The 21,338-nt window shown below is 70.4% G+C and carries 22 protein-coding genes and 1 pseudogene; 8 read left to right on the top strand and 15 right to left on the bottom strand.

Annotated features, from left to right (window positions below; genetic code table 11):
• Window positions 1-357: 357 nt before the first annotated feature.
• Window positions 358-3,315, bottom strand: coding sequence for an AAA family ATPase (locus ACFQ87_RS38990; RefSeq protein WP_380615692.1), 2,958 nt, complete (start codon window positions 3,313-3,315; stop codon window positions 358-360).
• Between the two features lie 666 nt (window positions 3,316-3,981).
• Between ACFQ87_RS38990 and ACFQ87_RS38985 the strand changes: the two genes are divergently transcribed.
• Genes ACFQ87_RS38985 through ACFQ87_RS38975 form a run of 3 tightly spaced genes read left to right on the top strand, consistent with a single transcriptional unit; the run spans window position 3,982 to window position 6,474 of the window.
• A complete protein-coding gene (locus tag ACFQ87_RS38985) occupies window positions 3,982-4,539 on the top strand; it encodes a TetR/AcrR family transcriptional regulator (protein WP_380615691.1) in 558 nt (185 codons plus the stop codon).
• Window positions 4,536-5,429: an aldo/keto reductase gene (locus ACFQ87_RS38980; protein WP_380615690.1), complete on the top strand. Its 894-nt coding sequence runs from the start codon at window positions 4,536-4,538 to the stop codon at window positions 5,427-5,429. The genes ACFQ87_RS38985 and ACFQ87_RS38980 overlap by 4 nt, the downstream gene beginning before the upstream one ends.
• Window positions 5,430-5,454: 25 nt before the next feature.
• Window positions 5,455-6,474 (top strand): NADPH:quinone reductase, encoded by a 1,020-nt coding sequence (locus ACFQ87_RS38975; RefSeq protein ID WP_380615689.1) that lies wholly within the window; start codon window positions 5,455-5,457, stop codon window positions 6,472-6,474.
• A gap of 156 nt (window positions 6,475-6,630) precedes the next feature.
• Here ACFQ87_RS38975 and ACFQ87_RS38970 read toward each other — a convergent pair whose 3' ends face one another.
• A complete protein-coding gene (locus tag ACFQ87_RS38970; protein WP_380615688.1) occupies window positions 6,631-7,218 on the bottom strand; it encodes a transglutaminase family protein in 588 nt (195 codons plus the stop codon).
• 142 nt (window positions 7,219-7,360) lie between these two features.
• Between ACFQ87_RS38970 and ACFQ87_RS38965 the strand changes: the two genes are divergently transcribed.
• The 3 genes from ACFQ87_RS38965 (at window position 7,361) to ACFQ87_RS38955 (ending at window position 9,103) form a co-directional block, all read left to right on the top strand.
• Window positions 7,361-7,783 carry a DUF3052 domain-containing protein gene (locus ACFQ87_RS38965; RefSeq protein ID WP_380615687.1) on the top strand — a complete coding sequence of 141 codons (423 nt, stop codon included), beginning with the start codon at window positions 7,361-7,363 and terminating at the stop codon, window positions 7,781-7,783.
• Window positions 7,780-8,256, top strand: a complete 477-nt coding sequence (locus ACFQ87_RS38960) for a hypothetical protein (protein WP_380615686.1) — start codon at window positions 7,780-7,782, stop codon at window positions 8,254-8,256. The genes ACFQ87_RS38965 and ACFQ87_RS38960 overlap by 4 nt, the downstream gene beginning before the upstream one ends.
• A gap of 145 nt (window positions 8,257-8,401) precedes the next feature.
• Window positions 8,402-9,103, top strand: a complete 702-nt coding sequence (locus ACFQ87_RS38955; protein ID WP_380615685.1) for an alpha/beta fold hydrolase — start codon at window positions 8,402-8,404, stop codon at window positions 9,101-9,103.
• Between the two features lie 12 nt (window positions 9,104-9,115).
• Here ACFQ87_RS38955 and ACFQ87_RS38950 read toward each other — a convergent pair whose 3' ends face one another.
• From ACFQ87_RS38950 to ACFQ87_RS38940, 3 genes and pseudogenes are all read right to left on the bottom strand, one after another.
• Window positions 9,116-9,805, bottom strand: coding sequence for a DUF4232 domain-containing protein (locus ACFQ87_RS38950; protein WP_380615684.1), 690 nt, complete (start codon window positions 9,803-9,805; stop codon window positions 9,116-9,118).
• Window positions 9,806-10,042: 237 nt separating this feature from the next.
• On the bottom strand, window positions 10,043-10,360 hold the full coding sequence (locus ACFQ87_RS38945; RefSeq protein ID WP_380615683.1) for a hypothetical protein: 318 nt from the start codon (window positions 10,358-10,360) through the stop codon (window positions 10,043-10,045).
• A 110-nt stretch (window positions 10,361-10,470) separates the two neighbouring features.
• Window positions 10,471-10,938: pseudogene (locus ACFQ87_RS38940) on the bottom strand (transposase domain-containing protein); the annotation flags it as partial.
• Window positions 10,939-11,464: 526 nt separating this feature from the next.
• On the opposite strand from ACFQ87_RS38940, the gene ACFQ87_RS38935 reads away from it, so the two are divergent.
• A complete protein-coding gene (locus ACFQ87_RS38935) occupies window positions 11,465-11,707 on the top strand; it encodes a hypothetical protein (protein ID WP_380615682.1) in 243 nt (80 codons plus the stop codon).
• Window positions 11,708-11,787: 80 nt separating this feature from the next.
• Here ACFQ87_RS38935 and ACFQ87_RS38930 read toward each other — a convergent pair whose 3' ends face one another.
• Window positions 11,788-13,722, bottom strand: a complete 1,935-nt coding sequence (locus ACFQ87_RS38930) for a hypothetical protein (RefSeq protein WP_380615681.1) — start codon at window positions 13,720-13,722, stop codon at window positions 11,788-11,790.
• 642 nt (window positions 13,723-14,364) lie between these two features.
• Here ACFQ87_RS38930 and ACFQ87_RS38925 point away from each other — a divergent pair.
• Window positions 14,365-14,676, top strand: a complete 312-nt coding sequence (locus ACFQ87_RS38925; protein ID WP_380615680.1) for a hypothetical protein — start codon at window positions 14,365-14,367, stop codon at window positions 14,674-14,676.
• On the opposite strand, the gene ACFQ87_RS38920 is transcribed toward ACFQ87_RS38925, so the two are convergent.
• The 9 genes from ACFQ87_RS38920 to ACFQ87_RS38880 form a co-directional block, all read right to left on the bottom strand.
• Window positions 14,635-15,021 carry a hypothetical protein gene (locus tag ACFQ87_RS38920; protein ID WP_380615679.1) on the bottom strand — a complete coding sequence of 129 codons (387 nt, stop codon included), beginning with the start codon at window positions 15,019-15,021 and terminating at the stop codon, window positions 14,635-14,637. The genes ACFQ87_RS38925 and ACFQ87_RS38920 overlap by 42 nt on opposite strands.
• A 138-nt stretch (window positions 15,022-15,159) precedes the next feature.
• Window positions 15,160-16,695 carry a tyrosine-type recombinase/integrase gene (locus tag ACFQ87_RS38915; protein ID WP_380615678.1) on the bottom strand — a complete coding sequence of 512 codons (1,536 nt, stop codon included), beginning with the start codon at window positions 16,693-16,695 and terminating at the stop codon, window positions 15,160-15,162.
• 22 nt (window positions 16,696-16,717) lie between these two features.
• Complete coding sequence (locus tag ACFQ87_RS38910; protein ID WP_380615677.1) at window positions 16,718-17,032, bottom strand: helix-turn-helix domain-containing protein; 315 nt, start codon at window positions 17,030-17,032, stop codon at window positions 16,718-16,720.
• Between the two features lie 442 nt (window positions 17,033-17,474).
• A complete protein-coding gene (locus ACFQ87_RS38905; RefSeq protein WP_380615693.1) occupies window positions 17,475-17,900 on the bottom strand; it encodes a DUF6924 domain-containing protein in 426 nt (141 codons plus the stop codon).
• A gap of 100 nt (window positions 17,901-18,000) precedes the next feature.
• Window positions 18,001-18,453: an ATP-binding protein gene (locus ACFQ87_RS38900; RefSeq protein WP_380615676.1), complete on the bottom strand. Its 453-nt coding sequence runs from the start codon at window positions 18,451-18,453 to the stop codon at window positions 18,001-18,003.
• Window positions 18,447-18,776 (bottom strand): ATP-binding protein, encoded by a 330-nt coding sequence (locus tag ACFQ87_RS38895; protein WP_380615675.1) that lies wholly within the window; start codon window positions 18,774-18,776, stop codon window positions 18,447-18,449. Before ACFQ87_RS38895 ends, ACFQ87_RS38900 begins: the two co-directional genes overlap by 7 nt.
• A gap of 303 nt (window positions 18,777-19,079) precedes the next feature.
• Window positions 19,080-19,658 (bottom strand): hypothetical protein, encoded by a 579-nt coding sequence (locus ACFQ87_RS38890; RefSeq protein WP_380615674.1) that lies wholly within the window; start codon window positions 19,656-19,658, stop codon window positions 19,080-19,082.
• 329 nt (window positions 19,659-19,987) lie between these two features.
• Window positions 19,988-20,431, bottom strand: a complete 444-nt coding sequence (locus ACFQ87_RS38885) for a hypothetical protein (protein WP_380615673.1) — start codon at window positions 20,429-20,431, stop codon at window positions 19,988-19,990.
• The gene (locus ACFQ87_RS38880; protein WP_380615672.1) at window positions 20,428-20,772 is read right to left on the bottom strand and encodes a hypothetical protein; all 345 of its coding nucleotides are present in this window, start codon (window positions 20,770-20,772) and stop codon (window positions 20,428-20,430) included. Before ACFQ87_RS38880 ends, ACFQ87_RS38885 begins: the two co-directional genes overlap by 4 nt.
• Between the last annotated feature and the right edge of the window lie 566 nt (window positions 20,773-21,338).

The raw sequence follows: 21,338 nt of genomic DNA, 5'->3' as shown, positions 1-21,338 counted from the left end.
CTTGCAAGGCAAGTACCAGACCTACTCACCCCTATAGATACCCGACCCGATCAAACTTCGATGGCACGCGCTCAAGGTTCGATGGCACAGGACACTGACCCCTGAAGGGTGTCTTTACTGCCGTAGGGCGGCTGATCAGGGCTTTTGGGAGTTCCGCCAGGCTGGGCGGAGTACCAGCGTGATCGTCCGACACTGATGGCACAGGTCGAGGGCGGGGCGCTTCGCCCAGCCGGACGGCTGGGAAGCCCAGGTCAGGGAGCACGTCGATGCATTCGCCTCAACCATCGGCCGCGTCGCCGGACAGGCGGACAAGATCATGAGCGGGGCTCGTGGCGGCCTCGGCTGGCGTAGCCGGGCCTAGGCGCCGATGTCCTCCGGGTGAAAGAGGCGGAGGTCGTCGACGGTGGTCTCCAGGCCCGTGCGTTCGCGGTCGCGGAGGCGGCGGGCCTGGGCGGTCTGGACGGCGGCGAGGAGTTTGCGGACCTCGCGGGCGTTGCCGAGGGCGTAGTCGGGGGCGTGGGTGGTGAGGTGGGAGCGCACGGCGGTCAGGGTGTCGGCGGGGAGAGTGTAGCCGGCGGGTTCGGCCATCCGGACCAGGATCTCGACGAGTTCGTCGAGGCCGTAGGCGGGGAACTCGACGGTGGCGGAGAAGCGGGAGGCGAGGCCGGGGTTGGCGGCGAGGAAGGACTGCATCTCGTCGGTGTAGCCGGCCACGATGACGACGACCTCGTCGCGGTGGTCCTCCATCAGCTTCACCAGGGTGTCGATCGCCTCCTGCCCGTAGTCGGGCCCCGAGCCGGCCGGGCGGACCAGGGCGTACGCCTCGTCGATGAACAGCACGCCGCCGCGGGCCCGTTCGAAGGCCTCGGCGGTCAGGGCCGCGGTCTGCCCGGTGAACGCGCCGACCAGGCCCGCGCGGGAGACCTCGACGACCTGCCCGCGGGCGAGGACGCCCAAGGCCGCGAGCAGCGAGCCGTACAGCCGGGCGACGGTGGTCTTGCCCGTCCCGGGTGGGCCGGAGAAAACCAGGTGGCTGGGCAGCGGGTCGGCGGGCAGGCCGGCCGCGCGGCGGCGCCGGGCCATCACGATCAGGTCCATCAGGTCCCGGATCTGCTGCTTGATGCTCTCCAGACCCACCATGGCGGAGAGTTCACCCAGGATGGCGTCCAGCTGGTCGGTGTCCCTGGCCTCGCCGAAGCGTGTGCCCAGGCCGCGGTCGACCACGCCGTCCAGGTCCTCGGGCAGGAGCTGCACCAGTTCCTCGGGCGAGGGGTCGTCGTGGTCGGCCAGCCGCAGCGCCTGCTGCTGAATGGCGGCCTCGAAGATGCGCCGGGCCTCGCGCCCGTTGCCGAACGTCGCGGTGCGCCGGGCCTGCTGGAAGTGCGCCTTCAGCGCCTCGCGGGTGCCGTCGGCGAGGACGAAGTCGAACTGCGCGGTCAGCCCCTCGACGATGGCGACGAGTTCGTCCGGGGTGTAGTCCTCGAACTCGATGGTGCGGGAGACCCGGGACTGGAGGCCGGGGTTGGCGGAGAGGAACTCGCGCATCTCGGCCGAGTAGCCGGCGAACACGACGACGACCTCGTCCCGGTGGTCCTCCAGCAGCTTCACCAGGGTGTCGATCGCCTCCTGGCCGAAGTCCGTGCCCACGCCGAAGCGGCGGGAGAGGGCGTAGGCCTCGTCGATGAACAGCACGCCCCCGCGGGCGTTGTGGAAGACGGCGGTGGTCTTCTGGGTCGTCTCGCCGAGCACCTTCCCGACCAGGTCGGCGCGGGAGACCTCGGTGACGTGGCCGTCGGCGACCACGCCCAGGGCGGCCAGCAGCCGCCCGTACACCCGGGCGACGGTGGTCTTTCCGGTGCCCGCGGAGCCGGAGAACACCATGTGCCGCCCGATCGACGGCCCTTGGGCCACCCCCGCGCGGCGGCGCTGCTCGGCCACCCGCAGGAACTTGACCAGCTTGCCGATCTCCTCCTTGACCTCGCGCAGGCCGATCATGGCGTCCAGCTCGGCGAGTAGCGCGTCCAGGGACGCGTTCGGGGCGGCGGTCGGCGCCGTACTGCCGGTCGGCCGCTCGGCGGACGGGACGGACGGGCGGGGCGGCGCCGACGGCGGGGCGGGGGTAGTGGCAGGAGCTGTGGTGGAGTCCGGCGCCGGCTGGAAGTCCCGCAGGTCGCCCTTCTGGTTGCCCGTCGAGACCAGTGCCTTGATGTCGGCGTCGGCGCCCCGGAACACGATGAGCCCGGGGCCCTCGGTCCTGGTGACGGTGACGTTGCGCAACCGGGCGAGCCCGCCGGGCATGAGCACCAGGCCGGCGTCGGCGTTGCGGGTCAGCTCGACCCCGGTCATGGTGAGCGCGCCGTCGTCGCCGAAGCCGACGCCGACCTTGTTCCGCTCGATCCGGCCGCCGGTTACCTCAGTCCGGCTGCCGCCCCCGCCGCCGGCCGCGAGCCCGAGGTCCGTTGACCCCTCGATGACGCAGTTGGTGAGCGTGGCCGCGGCGCCGTCGTCCACGACGGCCCCGTTGCGGCGGGCGTCCTGCACGGTGACCCCGTCGGCGGTCAGGACACCGCGGGTGGTGCACCAGACGCCGTCCATCGCGGCCGCGGTGATTTGCAGCCCCTCCACGGTGGCGTGGGCGTCGTCGCGGACCACGAGCCCGCACAGCTTGGAGCCCGAGACGGAGCCGCCGCGGATCGCGACCCTGGCGTGGGCGTCGACCATGATCCCGGCCTGGTCGGGCCCGTAGATCTCGCACTGCTCGATCAGCGGGTTGGCCCGTGCGGTGACCCAGATCCCGTGCTCCCGTGCCCCGTTGACCCGGCAGTTGCGCACGCTCACCCGGGCGCCGTCACGCAGCGCGATCCCGCACGCCCCGGCGCCGATCACCTCGGTGCCCTCGATCACGCCGGCGGCGTCCAGGTAGGCGATGCCGGCATCGCGGGCGGTGCTCCCGTGCAGGAACAGCTCCGCGCCGCCGCGGGCCGACACGCTGGTGGCCGACCGGCTCATGAACTCGCAGTCCTCCACGACCGCAACACCGCCGACGACGCTCAGTGCCAGCCCGTTCTGGTGCCAGTTGCGCAGGACTAGGCGCTGGAGCGTCGTTCGGCCCTCGATCTGGAGGTTGTGCTCGTCGGAGCAGTCGATCACGACGGACCCGCGCGGGCCGAGCGCGGTGATCGTCGCCGTCCCCCAGAACCGGTACGCCTCGGTCCGGTAGTGACCGGGCGTGATCGTGATGTTGACCGCCCCGGCCGGAGCCGCCTGCAGCGCATCGCTCAGCGTCCGGTACGCCCTCGGCTCCGTCTGCGACACCAGCAGATTGAACATCCACACCCCATTGCCCCGACCCACGATGATCCGAGACGTGATCGTATGTCAGGGCCCGGACTCCGCCCTGGTCGTGCTCAACGGCCGCGCGGCCGACGTCGCGAACCAGCTCGACGCCGAAGCCGCCGACCGACACCTGGACGCCGAGAACCGGAAGAAGATCGCCAAGACCGTCGGCTACCTCAGGAACAAGGACGGCTACCTGGGCTACGACACCGCCCTGGCCGCAGGACGGCCGATCGCCACGGGCATCGTGGAAGGCGCCTGCCGCCACCTGATCGGCGACCGCCTGGACATCACCGGAGCCCGATGGTCACTGGCCGGCGCCGAAGCCGTCCTGAGACCAGGGGCATTTCAAAGTGCCGGTGATCGTGTGAGTCCGCAGGTCGCGGCGGTGCGAGGTGCGAGGAGTACGGGCAGGGCCGTCACGAACGCATCGAAGCTCCGGTTGAACGGGGTGACCTTCCCAGCTGGACGAGGCGTTCCTCGTCCAGTTCGTGCAGCGCCGCCTCCTAGGCGCCGCGGGCTGGACGGCAGGTCTTCTCCGGAACGTGATCCCCGCCACACCCGCCGCGCGGCAAACAGAACAGCGGTTCTGTATAGTGGCCCAAGCAAACAAACAGAATCACGATTCTTTTTGCAGGAGATGTGGTGCCTCGACTCACCGACGCACGCAAGGAACTCCGGCGCGCCCAGATCACCGAGGCCGCCGTACGCTGCTTCAGCCGCAACGGCCTGGAGCGGACCTCGATCGCCGACATCACGGCCGAGTCCGGCCTGTCGACGGGCTCGATCTATGCCCACTACCGCAACAAGGCCGAGCTGGTTCAGGCCTCGGCCCACTCGGTGCTCGCCAAGCGCGCGGAGGTCCTCGGCGAGTACGCCGGGAGCGACACCCCGCCCGACCCCGACGAACTGCTCGCCCGCCTGATCGCCGGCATCGACCCGGTCGAAGCCCGGGTCGGCGTGCAGACCTGGGGCGAGGCGACCAACAACCCGGCCATCCACGGCATCGTCGTCGACACGATCGACCGGATGCGCGCGATGGTGCACGACAGCGTCACCGCCTGGCTGATCAAGGTCGAACACCTCGAGCCGGCCGACGCTCAGGAGCGCGCCACCCCGATCGCCCACCGGGTGCAGAGCCTCTACCTGGCCCAACTGCTGTATACCGCCCTGCAGTCACCGGCCGAGGAGACCGCGCCATGACCACCCTGACCGCTCCGTTCGCCGGCCGCACCGTTTTCCGGGTCGGCTACGGCGCCCTGCAACTCGAACGCCTGCACCACAGCCGCGGCGAGGCCGTCGCCCTGCTGCGCCGCGCGGTCGAGCTGGGCGTCGACCACGTGGACACCGCCCAGTTCTACGGCTTCGGGTTCGCCAACGACGTGATCCGCGAGGCACTGCGCCCCGAGGACGGCGTCCTGGTCGTCACGAAGGTAGGGGCCGACCCCGACCCGGGCGGGCCTCTGCCACTGCGTCTCGCACAGCGCCCCGAACAGCTTCGCGCCAGCGTCGAGGACAACCTGCGCAGCCTCGGCGTCGACCGGCTCCCGGTGGTCAACCTCCGCCGGCTCGACTCCGGCCCCGGCCTGCGCCCCGACGGCGACCAGGTGGTCGACCTCGACGACCAGCTCGCGGTGATGACCGCCCTGCGCGACGAGGGCAAGATCGGCGCGATCGGTCTGAGCAGCGTCACCCTCGACGGCCTTCGCCGCGCCCTGCCGGCGGGCATCGCCTGCGTGCAGAACGCGTACAGCCTCGTCTCGCGCGACGACGAGGACATGCTGCGGCTGTGCGCGGCCGAGGGCATCGCCTGGGTGCCGTTCTTCCCACTCGGCGGGTCCTTCCCGGGCCTGCCCAAGGCGACCGACGAGCCGGCGGTGCACGCCGCGGCCGAATCCCTGGGCGTCACACCCTCCCAGGTCGGCCTCGCCTGGCTACTGCACCGCGCCCCCAACGTGCTGCTCATACCCGGCACCGCCGACCCCGCTCACCTGGAGGCCAACACCGCCGCCGGCGGGATCACTCTCGACACCGCCACCCTGGCCACCCTCGACGCCATTGAGTCCCGCTCCGCCGAAGTCCCCATCGGCTGACCAGCCCCACGACCAGGACGGAATCATGAAAGCCATCGTCTACCGCGACAACGGCGGCCCCGACGTTCTTCGGCTCGTCGACCGCGACCTGCCCGTGCCCGGCCCCGGCGAGGTCCGCGTCCGGGTAGCCGTGTCCGGGATCAACCCGACCGACTGGCATACCCGCTCCGGCCCCGCCCATACCAAGCAGTTCTCCGAGGTCACCCCGCACCTGGACGGCGCCGGCGTGATCGACGCCGTCGGTGAGGGGGTCGAGCGGAGCCGGGTCGGCCAGCGGGTCTGGCTGTTCATGGCTGCCGCCGGGCGGCCCACCGGCACCGCCGCCGAGTTCACCGTCGTGCCGGCCGAGCGGGCCGTGCCGCTGCCCGACGAGGCCGGCTTCGACGTCGGCGCCGCACTCGGCGTCCCCGCGCTGACCGCGCACCGCGCGCTCACCGTCGCCGAGGACGGCCCGCGCCGCCTGCGGCCGGGGGCGCTGGACGGCGCGGTCGTGCTCGCCGCAGGCGGGGCCGGGGCGGTCGGGCACGCCGTGATCCAGCTCGCCCGCTGGGCCGGCGCGACCGTGATCAGCACGGTCAGCGGACCGGAGAAGGCCCGACTGGCCACCGCCGCCGGCGCCCATCACGTGGTCAACTACCGAGAGGGGGATCCGGCCGCCGAGATCCGCAGGATCGCCCCGGACGGCGTCGACATCGTCGCCGAAGTGGCGCTCGGCGCGAACATCGCACTGGACCTGGCCGTGCTGCGAGCGCGCGGCACGATCGCTACCTACGCCAATGACGGCGGCAAACCGGTCGAACTGGACGTGCGGCACAACCTGGTGCTCAACACGCGCCTTCAGTTCCTGGTGCTCTACACGGCCGGTCCGCAGGCGCGCGCCGCGGCCGCCGAGGACGTCGCCGCCGCGGTCCGCGACGGCGCCCTGCCGGTCGGCGAGGAACACGGCCTGCCACTGACCCGCTTTCCGCTCCACCGCACCGCCGACGCGCACCGCGCAGTGGAGAGCGGCACAGTCGGCAAGGTCGTGGTGGACATCACGTCCTGACGCCACAGTGCGACCCACCTCGCCGTGACGGCAGATCCCGCCCCGGACCGGCGCTGTCAGCCGGCGGCGGCGAGCGGGCGGACCGGGCCGGGGGTGCCCGTCCCGGCCGGCGGCCGGGGTGGGGGCGGTGGCGGTGGCGGGCTCCCCTGCCCGGGGTCACCCGTCGGCGCCGCTCCCGGGGAGCTCGCCCGGCAGGTGGCCGTAGCCGCCCTGGCCCGGCACGGCCTGGGCGAGTGCCCGGTGCAGCGGGGCGGGCGGGGTGGCGAAGATCCCGGGGTAGTCGCGCTCGCCGAGTTCCGGGCGGACGGGCCAGGCCAGCCGTTCCGTTCGCAGGTCGTACCGCGCGTCCACACCCTCCCGGTTGCCCCGGGCGTCCAGGCGCGACCAGCGGCCGTCCAGGTGCACGGCGTTGAGGGCGTGCAGGACGAAGCCGCCCTCGCCGTCCTCCAGCCGCTGGTAGCACAGGCTGGCCGGCACGCCCTGCGCCCACAGCAGCGCGGCCAGCAGGTGGGACTTGCCGTGGCAGATCGCGTTGCGCGCGGCCAGCACCTCGGAGGCGCGGAACGCCCCGCTGTACGCGCCCGCGTCGGCGGAGTGTGCCACCTGGTCGCGCACGTGGTGGAACGCCGCCTCAGGCGTGGCCAACTCGGCGGCCAGCCGCCGCAGTTCGCGGTGCCGGTGGTCGATCGCCTGGTCCGCCACGAGGTAGGCGGCGAGGTCGTCGGTCTCGGGTTGCAGGATCATGGTGCCCACGGTGTCGCGCGCACCGCCCGCCGCGGGCGGAATTCCACTCCCCGGACAGGGCACGGGGCCGCTGTCGTAGGTGTCTGGTTGGCTACTCGTGTGCGGGGCGATCGGCGCCCCGGGACGGAGGGGACGGCACACGATGGCCGTATCGAAGGAAGAGCTCGCCGAGCGCGCTCTGCGGCTCGGGTTCGAGCACGGCATGGTCGTGCGGGAGGTCGGCTACGACGACCACATCGACCAGGGCCTCCACGACAGTGTCGACGTGATCGCCGGCCAGGCCCTCCTCGACCTGGACTGGGACGGCCTGGCCGACGCCGTGCTCCTCTGGTTCCGCGACGAGGACGACGAGGACCTCGCCGACACGCTCGACTACGCCCTCGACCTGCTGGGAGAGCGCGGCATCATCTGGCTGCTCACCCCCAAGGCCGGCCAGGCCGGCCACGTCGAGCCGGGCGTCGTCGAGATCGCCGTCCGGGCCAAGGGCCTGTCCTCGACGGAGACCATGAGCGTCGCGGACGACTGGAACGGCTCCTGCCTCACCTCGGGCGGGCACCGACCGTGAAGCTTCGATTCGCTGCCGTCGACCTTCCGCCGGTCGACCGGCTGGTGGGACACCGGCGCACCCAGGCGATCTACTATTCGGCCTCCTACAACCTGGACGAGTACCCGACGTTCGAGGCCCTGGCCGAGGAGGGCCTGGTCCTGGAGTGCTTCGAGGTGTGCGACGAGGACGGAGACGAGGGCGGACACGTGCGGGCCGAGTGGTGGCAGTTCCACCGCGGGGACAGCGGCGTCCTCTTCCGGGCCGGGACGCTCGACCCGATCGGCGAGGCCCTCCAGCACGGATTCGTCTGCCGGGACCACGAGTTGTGGGCGGCGCTGGCGCAGGCCGACGACGCGCCCGGCTTCATCAACTGGTCGATGACGTCCGAGGACGACCGGTTCCCGGGTTGGGACCGCCTCTGGCACCACACCGACCCGGCGCAGGCCGAGCGGCTCTACGACCTCAACGGCGGGGTGTTCACCCGGGGCTGACGGGGTGCGCCGGGGACGGCCGGTCTTCCCTCCGGCTCTCCGTCCGGTTTCTTTCCGGCGCGCCCTGGCTCGTGGCGGCGCAGTGTCGGTGCCGAGCGCTAGCGTCGGGCAGAGCGCGGAAGACACGTGCAGGAGGAGGGCGACGATGGCGACCTTCACGCTCGTTCCCGGTGCCGACGGCCGGGCCTGGTTCTGGCACCGGCTGGTGCCCGAGCTGCGGGCCCGGGGGCACGACGTGGTCACGATGGACCTGCCGCACGACGATTCCGCGGGCCTGGAGGAGTTCGCCCTCGCCATCGTCTCGGCGGTGGAGCGGCACGCCAGGCTCACCGAGCCGCTGGTGCTGATGGCGCAGTCCCTCGCGGGCTTCTCGGCGCCACTGGTGTGCGGGCGGCTGCCGGTGCCCGTCGCCGAGCTGGTGCTGCTCAACGCCATGGTCCCGGCGCCCGGGGAGACTGCCGGGCAGTGGTGGGAGAACACCGGCCAGGCCAAGGCCCGCTCCGACTACGCGGCCGCCACCGGGCGCGGCGCCGATCCCGAGTTCGACCTGCGCACCGACTTCTTCCACGACGTCCCGGACGACGTGACCGAGGAGGCGTTCGCCATGGGCGCCTCGCCGCCGCCCTCCGCGCTGTTCGCGCAGCCGTGGCCGCTGACGCACTGGCCCGAGGCGCCGACCCGGTTCCTCCAGGGGCGGGAGGACCGCTTCCTGCCCCTGGAGTTCCAGCGCGGCATCGCCCGTGAGCGGCTGGGCCTGGAGGTCGAGGAGATCCCCGGCGGCCACCTGGCCGCGCTCAGCCGCCCCCGGGAACTGGCGGACGCCCTGCTGCGCGCCGGTCCCGCGTAGCCGCGGGGTTCGTCAGGACGGGCTGGTGGCCAGCACCGCGGTGGTGGTCACCTTGTTGTCGCACTCAGCGAACAGGCCGTCGTCCAGGGCCACTTGGTGTGCTCCCGCGCCCGGCAGGCCCAGCACGAGGGTGGGGTAGGCGACGGGCGTGGCCCCGGAGACGCAGTAGCCGTCGGCCTCGCCCTGGACCTGGACGAAGGTGAGCTTCACCCAGGCCTTGGCGCCCGGGGCCAGGTGGACCGGGGCGGCGGAGCCGCTGTGGGTCACCTGGAGCGGGGCGTTGTGCTCCGGGGAGCCGTTGGCCGCGCCGGCCACCGTCGGGAAGCCCTGCAGCGTGCACGGGTGTGTGGAGGCGTTGGTGAACGCGACGATCGCCGCCCCGATCCCCGTGCCGTCGGGCCGCTGCTTCGCCTGGTGGGCGTCGGTCTTCAGGTCGCCGGCCACGCAGGTGGGCGCCGCTGCTGCACTGGCGGAGGCGGTTCCGGTAGCCGGCCCGGCGGACGGCGTGCCGCCCTTGACGGGAGCGGCGGGCGCGGTGCTCGGCGCGGTCGAGGCGGTCGCCGCCACTGACGGGGCGCCGGCGGCGGCAGCGGGCTCGTCGTTCGCGGGCCCGCACGCCGTGACCACCAGGGCTGCCGTGGCGGCCGTGACCACGGCGACCGCGGCTCTGCGGGCCTTCGTTCCGTACTGCTTGCCGTGCATGACGCCTCCGTAGGATCGAGCGGTGCCGATCCAGTACCGGTACCTGCCCGGTACACACCGCCGTTGCGGCGCCGGTTCCCCACGCAGCCTGCTGTGACAGGACGGTGACGAGATCGGAATGTCCCCCGTTCGACGGGACCGACGACGTCCGTCAGTACAAGGTGATGCCGGCGTCAATGCCCGTGGGCCCGGCGCGCGTTCGCGTGCCGGGCCCACGGGTGTTGACGGGGTGTGTGCCTACCGTGCGGCGGCCGTCTCGGCGACGGGTTCGGCCGCGCCGGGCCCGGGGACGGCCGGGGGGCGGTTGCCCTGCGGGGCGGTGCGCGGCGGGCGGCGCAGCCCGAGGTCCTTGAGCCTCAGGGACGGCTTCTCCACCAGGTGCCAGGAGAGGAACGCCGCGGCGGCGGCGAGGACCAGCGACACCAGGCTGTAGACGGTGTAGCCGTGGCGGTTCACCTGCCACAGGGTCAGGCACTGCTGGATCGGGAACGCGTAGATGTAGATGCCGTAGGACAGGTCGACCTTGGTGCCGACCTTCGTCAGCGGGCCGGGCATGCGGGCGGCCAGCCAGATGAGCCCGTAGGCGAAGGCCGGCAGCCCGACGACGGTGAACGCGCCGTAGCGGCAGCTGGCGAGGAACAGCGCGAAGGCCGCGACGCGGGCGAGGTCGTTGATCGGCGTTCGGTGCGGCCGAGCCAGGACCGGTTGCGCTCGTGGTCCGGGACGTTCAGGCTCCCGCAGCCGTCGAAGGCGACCGTGCGCCAGCGGCGGTAGCGCACTCCGGGCGTGGACGGCTGGGCCAGCGGGCCGGCCAGCACGTCAAACAGCTGCTTGAGCGGGGCCACCCCGACCCGCCGACGCAGATCACGAAGTGCCTTCTCCGACGGCTGCGGCACCCGCGCCGCCAGTGCGGCCGCGAGCTTTCCCCACACCAGTCCGGTGCCCAGATGCTCGAACAAACCGAGCGCGAGCACGAAGTACACCCCGACACGTGAGGGGAGGCTGCGAAGTCGCCGCTCGCGCGCCCCGGTCTCGTCCAGCACCGCATCCACCAACTCGGGCGGGATGACCTGGGTTAACTCACCGATATGACCGGGCGCGAACACGTCGCCGCCCGTGACAGACTGGGCCACTGGGCCTCTGCTTTCTCAGGAAGATCTTGGTCGATCCCCTGGATAGCAGAGGCCCCTCCCGTATCTCGCCCACCCTTGACACCGCCGCCGAGCGCTTAACTTCGTGGCATTGGTCCAACATCGCGCGGTGGCAGTACGCCTCCGGCTGCCCGCCCCGCCCGCGCAGCCAGCCCGGCACCGGCAGCAGCGGTCTCACCACCGCCCACTCCCCATCGGACATGTCCGTCGGGTAGCGGCGCACACGGACCCCGTGGTCGGCGGCGTTCCCGAACCGGTGAGCCAGACGGTCACACGCAAGAGTGACCGGGTGGACCCCGCTCCCGGGATGCCGTAGAACTGCGACAACAGGGCCTCCTGGACCGCTCTTTGGCGTAGACACCCTTCGAGCTACCAAGAGGCCCTGCTTTCATGCACGGCAGCGGTCCCACTCACCCGATTGAGACTCCCGTTCGATCGGCGCCCCTCAAGATCGGAACGACAACAGCCACTTATGCGGTTTCGGACATGTCCTTGCTAGGTTCCAGCGGTGCGATCCAGATCAAGAGATCCGGGCGTGCTGGGCTGGCGGGTGTTCTTCACCTGGCGTGAGCTCGGCCTGCCGCAGTCGAGCGCCCGCGTCCGGCGGGAGAACAGCGACCTGCGCAAGCTGGTCCGCATCTACGCCGAGGCGATCCGCCAGTTGACCATCGACAAAGCCGCCCTGGAGGACGAGCTGCAGGCGCTCAACGGGGTGACCGTCCTCACCGCGCGGCGCCGACACGAGACCTGAGAAACCTCTGTGCCAGCAGCTCGTCTCATCCAGGCATCCTCGTCCGGACCATCGGGCGGGCTGCCGGAGGTGGAAGGCGCCTACTGCGACTTCGGCGGCCAGTCGTACGGGGGCAGCCTGCGGTGCAGGGCGCGCCCGGTCCCCCCTTGCTTGTCCTCGTAGGTGGCGGCGCGGATCGTGCCGAAGGAGACCTCGCTGTCCCGCATCACGTCCACCCCCTCCACCCGGAAGGCGATCCATCCCGCGTCGGGCATGGGCCCTGACACCCAAGGGGTGACGACGCTGCGGACGTTGGTCTCGCCCGCCACGATGGTGCCCCTGTGGCCGTCGGGGTCGGTGATCTTCACTCCCGTGTCGGTGAAGGCGAGGCGGCTCTTCGTGCCGTTGGGCCCCTCGACCCACTTCGCGGTCACACTGTTCAGATCCGCCGTGTCGGCCGAGACGGTGCCCCACACCTGGCCGCTGCCCTTGCGGACGTCGACACCGTTCTCGGGGAACTCGATCCAGCCCTTGCCGCCGTCGCGGTCGCCGACCCACATGGTGTTGACGCTGTTGAGGTCGGCCTTGTGAGCGATGACGTCGCCCCGGTTGTTGCCGCCGTCGCGGTAGACGCGGATGCCGCTCGTGGGGAAGTCGATCCAGCCGTCGCTGGTGCTGCGGCCCTGGACCCACTTGGTGTTGACGCCGTCCACGTCGGCCTTGCCCGCGTGGACGGTGCCCCACGCGTCGGTGCCGTTTCCGCGGACGTCGATACCGTTCTCGGGGAACCCGATCCAGCCCTTGCCGCCGTCGCGGTCGCCGATCCACTTCGTGTTGACGCTCTGCAGGTTGGCTTTGCCGGCGGTGATGTCGCCCGGGGCCCCGTTGCCGTCCTTGTGGAGGCTCGCCCCGGACGGGGTGAACTCGACCCAGCCCGCGCCCGCGTCGCGGCTGCCCGCCCACTTGGTGTTGACGCCGTCCACGTCGGCCCGGGCGGCCGTGACAACGCCCGGGACGTTGGTCGGGCCGTGGTACACGTTGACGCCGCTGTCCGGGAAGGTGATCCAGCCGTTGTCGTTGGTCCGCCCCTGGACGAGCCTGGTGATCACCCTGTCCACGTCGGCCTTGTCGGCCGTCACCCTGCCCAGGTCATGCTGCGGGTCCCGGACGTCCACGCCGTCCGCGGTGAAGCCGATGCGGCCCTTGTCTACCGTCCCTTCGACCCACAGGGAGCGCGTCCCGCTCCCGAACTCGGGGATGATCGCGTGGACGGTGGTGGTGAGAAAATACCCGCGCTGCTGCTGCCCTCCGTCGTTCGTCCCGGCGATCAGGGTGTAGGTGGTGCCACGCTTCGGGACGGGGACGGACCGGCTGTAGGGCCGGTCCGTCACCACGGAGCCGGGGAACGGCTCGATGTGGTCCACCGGGCCGTCCGGCCGGTGGATCCAGTAGTGGAGGTTGTCGGGGCCGTTCCACCTCAGTTCGAGCTGCCCGCCCGTATCCCCGTCCACCAGGGCGGACGCCGGGTGGAAGTTGCGCGGGACCCGCGGCGTCTGCTTCACCACCGCGAGCGTGGTGGTGTAGGTGCCCATTTTTATCTTCGTTGGCCCCTCGCTGAGGCCGGTCTCCTCACGGATGGTCAGGAGAACCAGCCCGCCGTCCCGGGTGATGGGGATGTTGTCCAGCGTCAGCGTCATCGAGGCCTGGCTGGGAAATCTCTGCTTCGCTGTTGGCGCCTGGGGGACGTGGACCCGGAACGCCTGCTCGGTCTCGTCCCACTCGAACGTCGGATTCTCCAAGTTCAGGGGAGTGCTCCACGTGATGTCGACGTCCGGCTTGATCGCCGGACGGTCGTCCGTCAGGCGGTCACGTTCGGGGCCGAGCGGGACCGCCACATCGATGTACCTCCAGTCCACCTCCTCCTGGTGGGTGTTGGAGACGACGATGTACACCGTCCCCACGGACGGTGCCCCGTCGGCCGACGCCTGCAATGACGTCGGATCCGTGACGATCTCGTAGTGCAGCAAGGACGGCACAGCGCGGACTCCCTACCTCGGTGCTCCCGCGATGCGGGCAGACGACAGGACAGGTGCTACTGGCCTGTCAACCGTAAGCATCGCTTTGCCGACCGGGAGTCGCGATTCTGCGGAGCTGGCCCGAACAGGCTCTCCTTCTGGCTGGAACCGCCGTCGAAGGGACGATCGAGATTCTGGCGCCCGCCGGGGCCGGGCCGCGTCAGCCGGATGCTGAACGGAACCAAACCCGAGTCGCGCAGGTGGTAGCGCCCGGTTCGCGGAGCGGGACGACCAGTACGCGGTGGTTTGGGCCCAGCCCAGCATGGAGGCCATTCAGAGGCCAGGAACCGGGCGCTGAGCGGAGTGACCAGCCCTCACTGAACCCGTCTTTCACCATGACGAACAGCGGACAACGGACAGAACTGGTGGACCCACATAAGGTCACGGCCCGCCACCGCCGCTACCACCCGGAGATCGCTGCCTGGCGTGTCGCCGGCGTCATCGTTCTCCTCTATGCGCAACCCCTGACCCGGATCGTCCAGCTGACGGTCGACGACGTGCTCCGCGACGGAGAGAGCACTTCTGCGGCTCGGGGAGCCCGCCTCTCCCGTCCCCGCACCAGTCGCAGCCCTGCTGCTGGCATATATCACGGACCGCGACAACATGAACACCGCCACCAACCAGGCATCCCGCTGGCTCTTCCCCGGCCGCCGGGCAGGCCAGCTTGCCCGCCCCGACCATCTGTCCGCGCTCCTGGGCGAGAGCGGCGTCCCGGTCGCAGCCGCCCGCGGCGCCGCCATCCGACAGCAACTCCTTGAGCTGCCGGCCCCCGTCGTCGCTGACGCCCTCGGCTACCACCACAAGACCACCAGCCGTCTCCTCAAGGAGACCGGCGAGACGTGGAGCCGATACGCCGCTGGTGATCACAAACGGTCACCAGCGGGTTGGGTTCCTCGGAGAACTGGTGACAGCTGAATACGGAAGCTCGTCGGTAGGCCCGTCACCCGGGCGGCGGGGTACCAGATCTGGATTGACCTGTCCCTCGCTGTCCGGACGTTGCCCGTCCTCCAGAAGCAGCAGGTCGATGTCGACGAAGTCGCCGTAGCGGTGGAAGATCCAACGGTGAGCGCCCGGCTCGCCTTCGAATTGCGCCTTGACCATGCGGGCACCGAGAACGACTCTGGTCACCGCGCTGAGCAGGTCCTCGGGCGCGTTGCTGATGTAGGAGGCGTGGGCCTTGCCTTCTGACCGACCATCGTTGATGGTGCAATCGGCCGAACCGGCCCAGCCAGGGGTCCAAGTGAATGTTATCGGCGTCATCGAGGCTCCTGCGGTTGGAATTTGGGACTGTTCAAGGATTGGAAAGCCGACCGGCGTCGACGTGGTCGGCGAGGTAGATCATGACGCCTTCGGGGTCCATCCCGAGGGCTGCGGCGACGAGCTTGAGATCGAGGGTGTTCACCAGGTTGGCGAGCCGGGTGCTTCGCAGGGTTCGCGGTGGGACACCGCAGGGGTCCAGAAGGTGGCTGACGTAAGCGGTTGAGGCTGGGGCCGACCGGTCTTGGTGATCCGGGTGACGATCAGGTGGGGGTTGTCGGTGCGCTGGTCCGCGTGGTGGGCCAGGCAGCGCTGGAGTGCCGACCAGCTGGGCGGGTTCATGGGCACCGGATGTGGCCGTTTGCCCAGGCGGACGCTGCGGTTGGTGGGGTCGAGGTCGTCCACGCGCAGGAGCCGGACCTCACTGCTGGAGGCCGCGTGGAGGAGCGCCAGGATTCCGAGCAGTGCCTCGTGCGGGTGCGCGTCGGTCCCGGTGGTCCAGCGGCGGAACAGCCGGCGCTGCTGGTCGACGGCGATGGTGGTGCCGCTGAACCCGGACGGGCCTTCGGCCTTCACTCCCCGGGTGGGGTCGATGAGCACGACCTTGCGGGAGCGGGCGAAGCGGAAGTACTGCCGAAGCACAGTCAGTCGGCGTTGCCGGGCCTTGGGCATGGTCGCCAGGAACGCCTCGACGTCGTGGACGTCGGTCAGGGCCCAGTCCTGCTTGTTGCGCGTGCCGGTCAGGAAGCGGGCGAGGTCGCGGACGATGGCCAGGGCCGCGTCGATGGTGCTGTCGGTGCGAGGCAGGGTGCCAGCCTTCAGGGCGCGCGTGCCAGCCTTCAGGGCGCGCTCGCGTGCTCGCAGCATGGACTCGGCGAACGCCTGCACCTGCGGTCGGAGCGGGAGCGGGGTGGCATCGATGCGGCGTCGGCGGCGTCCGGCGGCGAGCCGTTGCGCTTGGTCGGTGGGAAGGGCGAGGCCGCGCTGAGTGAAGAAGCCTTCGAGCGCGCGGGCGAGCGAGCCCATCGACCGGCCGGGGCGGCGAGCGCGCTCCAGCAGTGCCTGGGGGTGGTTGGGCTGTTCGTCGTCCAGCAGTCTGCCCAGTGTGCTGATCATGGTGCAGGCGCGACTCGCGCAATGCCGGTCGGCGAGATGGCCGGCGAAGTCACCCAGCCAGGGCACCGGCTCGGCGAGCCGCGCGGCCAGGTTCGCGGCGGCGATGAAGGGCCGGTCGGGGTGCTTCTGCCAGCAGGCCGAACAGAGTCCGAGCCCGGCATGGCGCCGCACCTGGCCGCAGTCGGCGCACTGCCGCGGAGGTTGCTTGGTCTGCCGTTGGCGAGAGCAGTGGCCGCACCATCCGGTACGGGTCTGCAGGAAGCCGGGCCGCCGGCAGCGCGGGCAGAGCCGCTTCGCGGCCTGCCGGTCGGCTTCGCGTCGGCAGATCCCGCAGTGGCTGGCGGCCGGTGAGCGGACCGGGCGGCCGCAGCCCGCGCAGGTCCGCGAGCAGGTGATGCACCGTCCGGTGTCGGCCTGCAGGACGCGTGACCTCCCGCAGGCAGGGCAGGACGCGCGAGTGGCTTCGTCCTTCATCCGGGCCGTGCAGCGGCAGCAGTGCTGCCGGTTGATGAAGCCGACCGGCGCCCCGCAACCGATGCAGTCCCGCTGTCTCTTGCCCATGCTTCGCTCACACCTCCTTCGCTCAGATCGGCGGCATGGACCGACCCTGAGCCGAAGCGACCCGGGGAAGATCGGCCGCCGTGCGAGGAGGAGCCGCAGGGCGTTCGACTGGGGTGGTGTCGACCTCGATCAGGTCGTTGGGGGTGCACTCCAGCGCGGTGCACAACGCTGCGAGCGTGGACATCTTCACCTGCGAGGGTTCCTTGGTGAACAGGGCCGACACCGAGGCGGAGGACAGTTCCAGGCCGGCCTTCTCGACCAGGAGCCGCCGCAGCTGGGCGCCGGTCCAGACCTCGCGCTGGGCGGCGGCCATCCGCAGCTTCCATTTGATGTTCACGGCGTGGGTTCCTCTCCGGTGAGCTCGCCGAGCGTGCTGGTCACGGCGCGTCGATACGCGTCCTCGACGAACGTGGCCGAGGGCCGGACGTATCTCATGGTCGAACTGACAGTCCAGTGACCTAGTTGTTTTCGGCGGGATGTATGGGAGCCAGTTGGGCGGCGGTTTCGGGAGCCGCTCTGCTCCGTCCGTGATGGGGATGGCCTGCAGCGCAGGTTCATGATCGGCGGCGGAAACGGGAGCCACCTCTATCGGGTGACTTCTTCAGGTGCCGGCCAGGCTCGGGGAGTGTCTGGCGGGGGACGCAGGTGCGAACCGATAGCTTGTGGGTCCCGGGCCCGCTGATCCGTGTCCCTGACAGGCGTGGATCGGAAGGGCCCGGCCTTTGTCGTTCGACGCCGGTCCCGGGCGGGAGGGCCGCTCGCCGCCCGGGGCGGGTTGGTCAGAAGGACCGGTAGATGCCCTCGGGGTCGTCGTGTGCAGCCTCGGCGTATTCCTCGAAGCCCATGTTGGCGATGCTCAGGTTCGCGTAGATGTCGTGGACTCCCACTGGGAGGGTGCGGAACTCGCGCCCGTATTTGGTTGTCAGGTCGTAGTCCTCGTCGTCCTCGCAGTCTTCTCGCTGGATGGTGGTGACTGCGAGGAGCGCGCGGTGGGCGGACTGCATCGTTGTGCGGTCGGCGAGGAAGACGACGCTCAGGTTCTCGTCGGAGCAGACTGCCGCCACCACCTCGTCGGCGGTCGCGTCCGCCCAGGCGGGGTCGTCGACGAAGTGAACATGCGACTCGTAGTGCCGGTCTCCCCAGGGCTTGGCCAGTTCCGCCGCCACCGCCTGCCAGCTCGCGTCGTCCCGGTAGTCGGTCCGGATGACCAGGGCGTCGAACTCGTCATGGCCGGTGACAGCGTTCTCATGGATCTTTCCCCCTCGGTGTCGATCGGTGATCCATGCCGCGACCGGTTCATACGCGTCAGTTGCCCTTGCGGCGCTGATGCTCGTCCTGGGTGGCCTGGAACCTGTAGGACTCGGTGCCGGTCTGGATCAGTGTGCAGCGGAATGTAATACGGTCGGCGATGGCCGCGCAGAGCCGGGGGTCGCCGAACGTCTTGTCCCACTCGGCGAACGGGGAGTTGGTAGCCACCGCGGTCGCCCTGCACTCCTCGCGTTCGGTGAAAATCTGGAACAGCAGCTTCGCGCCCTTCTTGTCCAGGTTCAGGTAGCCGAACTCGTCCAGGCAGAGAAGGTCGACCTTGCTGTAGCGGGCGATCACGGACGAGAGGCGCTTGGCCGCTTCGGCCTCGGCGAGTTCGTTCACCAGCGCCGCGGTGGTCGTGTAGCGAACGGTGAGGCCGGCCTCGGCGATGGCCGTGCCGATACCGATCAGCAGGTGGGACTTGCCGGTGCCGGAGTCCCCGATCAGCACCAGCGGGCGGCCCTGCTGGACCCACGAGGGGACCTGAGGTCGGCGACGACCTCAGGCGAGACGTTCGGGTTCTTGTCGTAGTCGAAGTCTTCGAGCCGCTTGGGGCGAGGAAACCTGGCCGCGCGGACCAGCCGCTGCTGACACCGGACGTCCCGGTCGGCGATCTCGACCTGGAGCAGGTCCAGGAGGAACTGCTTGTAGGTGGCCTGCTCGCGCCGGGCGGCCGCGGCCAGTTCCACGAACCGCTCGCGGAAGGCCGGCAGCCGCAGGTCCCGGCAAGCCTCGTCGATCAGGGCATCCTCCGGGTCACCGGGCAGCGGCATCCGCCGCGGTGGAACCTGCTGTCGGGGTGGATGCCCGGCTGATCCGCGAGCCCAACGAGAGCGAGAAGCCCCGGCAAGGCCAGCAGGCATACCTCCTGGCCCGAAAGCCGGGGCAGCCGGCTGGAGATCTGGAAATGCGGGCAGCCGACAACGTCGCGTGAGACGAACCCGCCAATCTGCTTCCCGGAGACAACATCAAGTGAGACCGGCTGCCAGGCCAGTCTCACCACTGATTACATCTGCCCAGCTCATGGGACTGCCCACCGGCAATGATCAATTGAGACGGGACAGCAGAGCCTGTGTTCAATCCGAGACGGCGGCTTTCCAGACCCACGAGGTGAGGCGGGCGCGGTCGGCGAGCTCACCCCGGCCAGTGGACCAGAGAAGAACCTGGACGGGGTCACCGGGCGGAGCGTCGGGGAACAGCCGGCCGAGCACCGCGGCGCAGAGGTCCTCCGGGGGGCGCCAGGCAATCCCCAGGCCCTGGGTGATGTCGTGTGTGTGGAGGAGGGTCTCGGCGATTCCCATCGCGGCGAATCCCTCCGGATCACACGGTCCCCAGTGCCAAGCGCGATCACCGGGTGCAGCTGCGGCGACCACGGTGCTCAGGAGTCTTCCGCAAGCGGTCACCACCCTGAGCACCTCGCTCGCCGGCGCATCGAGGTTGACGGTGAGGTCAAAAGGCAGATATGCGTCCGTCGGACGAGCCGCCAGCTGTCCGGCATAAGCGAGCAGATCGTGCGCTACGTGGGCGGCAGTCTGCCAGCAGCTCCAGTCCAGAGACCCCGCTCGGGTCTGCCAGTCTTCGGAGTCGTGCGGGCTGAGTGCCCGAACCATCTCGTCCACAGCCCGGTCGACGTCTCGGCTATCGATGCGATCCATCCCGTGATCGTCGCAACGCCAACAAGCATCAACAAGCGGAATCCGGCCGCAAAAGACAGATAGGGCTGTCGCGTCTGTCGCTCCCCAGTCGCAGGTGGGGGAGGTTGCCCTACGAGTAGCCCTACGAGTTTCCGTACGAGTAGCCCTACGAGTGGCCCTACAAGGTGCCCTACGAGTTGCCCCCACGTCACGGCCCTATGGGGAGAACCAGCACGTCACAGGTTTGGTCAAGGGGTGCCGGCTGTGCCGACTACTTCTCTGGGAGACCCCGGCGGGGAAACAGAAGGAAGAGCACCGAGGGTGTCCCGGGCCGCCGGGCCCGGGGTCGGTCAGTCGGTTATTTGGTCCCGTGTGCGCCGTCGATGGGCCTTCTGCCGGCAGGCGTTCGAGCAGAAGCGCTGCGGCTGGCCGCCGGTCCGCCCTGGTGGCGGGACCGCGGGCCGCCCGCACTGCTCACAGGGGCTGAGCATGTCCCGTTCCGCCTCGCGCACGGCGGCCTTCAGGTCGGGAGGCAGGCCGTCGGCCAGTTCCGCGATCTCCGCCAGCACCGTCGAGGCCGTGTGACGGGCGTTGGCCATCTGCTTCCGGTACTCGGCGAGAAGGCCCCGCCGGGACTTGCCGGTCCGCCTGCGGACCTCGGCTTCCGAGAGGTCCAGGGTGGCGACCAGGGTGATGAGGGTCTCGATGCTGGTCTGCGCCTGAGGGCTGAACGTCAGGGCGTTGGTGGTTGCGGTCCGGGCGGTGGGGTCGGTGAAGAGCGGGCGGCGCGTCACTGGGCACCGCCGGCGGGCGCCGTGAGGGTTCCGGTCTCGACGACCTGCCCGGGGATGACCGGCGGCTGAGGTACGGCCGCCGGAGCGGGGGTGTCGCCCTGCTGACCGGGCTGGAGAGTGCGCAGCGGGGCCGCGAGCTCCTGCACTCCCTGGTAGCGGGGGGTGAACTTCTCCAGCGCGCCGATCAGCCCGGTGAACCCGTGGACCACGGTGGGCATGTCCTGGGAGCGCGTCTTGGCGACGCACACCCGCACGATGTAGGCGATGAGCAGCGCGAGCACGGTGATGGTCCCCAGGATGAGCGCGACCACCAGGGCCGCGATGATGAGGGCAGTGTCCAAGGTTTTTCCTCCAGGTACGACGAGAGGCCCCCGCCAGCGGCGGAGGCCTTGAGATGTGTTGGTGTTTTCGGGCATGCAAAAAGCCCCGCCGCTCGGCGAGGCTTCAACGGGTCAGGGCATAGATGTCCCGTCCGCGATCACTCTCTCAGAAGTCGAACGCCCAGTCAAATACCGCTCTGAACTGGGCACTTGTGACCCGGGGGTGGAACGGGTGGGAGAAAAACAACATCGAGGTTTCGTAACGCGGCCCCGTGTGGACCGATTTGTGTGGTTTGTGCTACTCGGGTTGTGCGCAGTCCCTGTGCAGCGGCTCGTCGGGAGCCGCCGGGAGCAGTAGGAACCGGCGGCGGCGTACGGCGCCGGGCCGGTCCACGCAGGTACCACCGCAGGTGGTAGCGAGGGCACCACCGCTGGTACGCCCGCAGCTACCACCGCAGGCACCCTGCCGCTCCCGGCCGCCTCCGCTCATTCCCGCAGGTCGTGTGCCACGAACGCTGAAGGAGGCGTGATGTAGGAGCTTCTGGACGCGGTGCTGTGCGAGAGATGGAGGTAGGTCCTCCGGGGTC

The sequence above is a fragment of the Kitasatospora sp. NPDC056531 genome (assembly GCF_042794375.1).
Classification (GTDB): Bacteria; Actinomycetota; Actinomycetes; order Streptomycetales; family Streptomycetaceae; genus Kitasatospora.
Note: the sequence above shows the minus strand (reverse complement) of the source record. Positions and strands in the feature narration are given on the sequence as shown.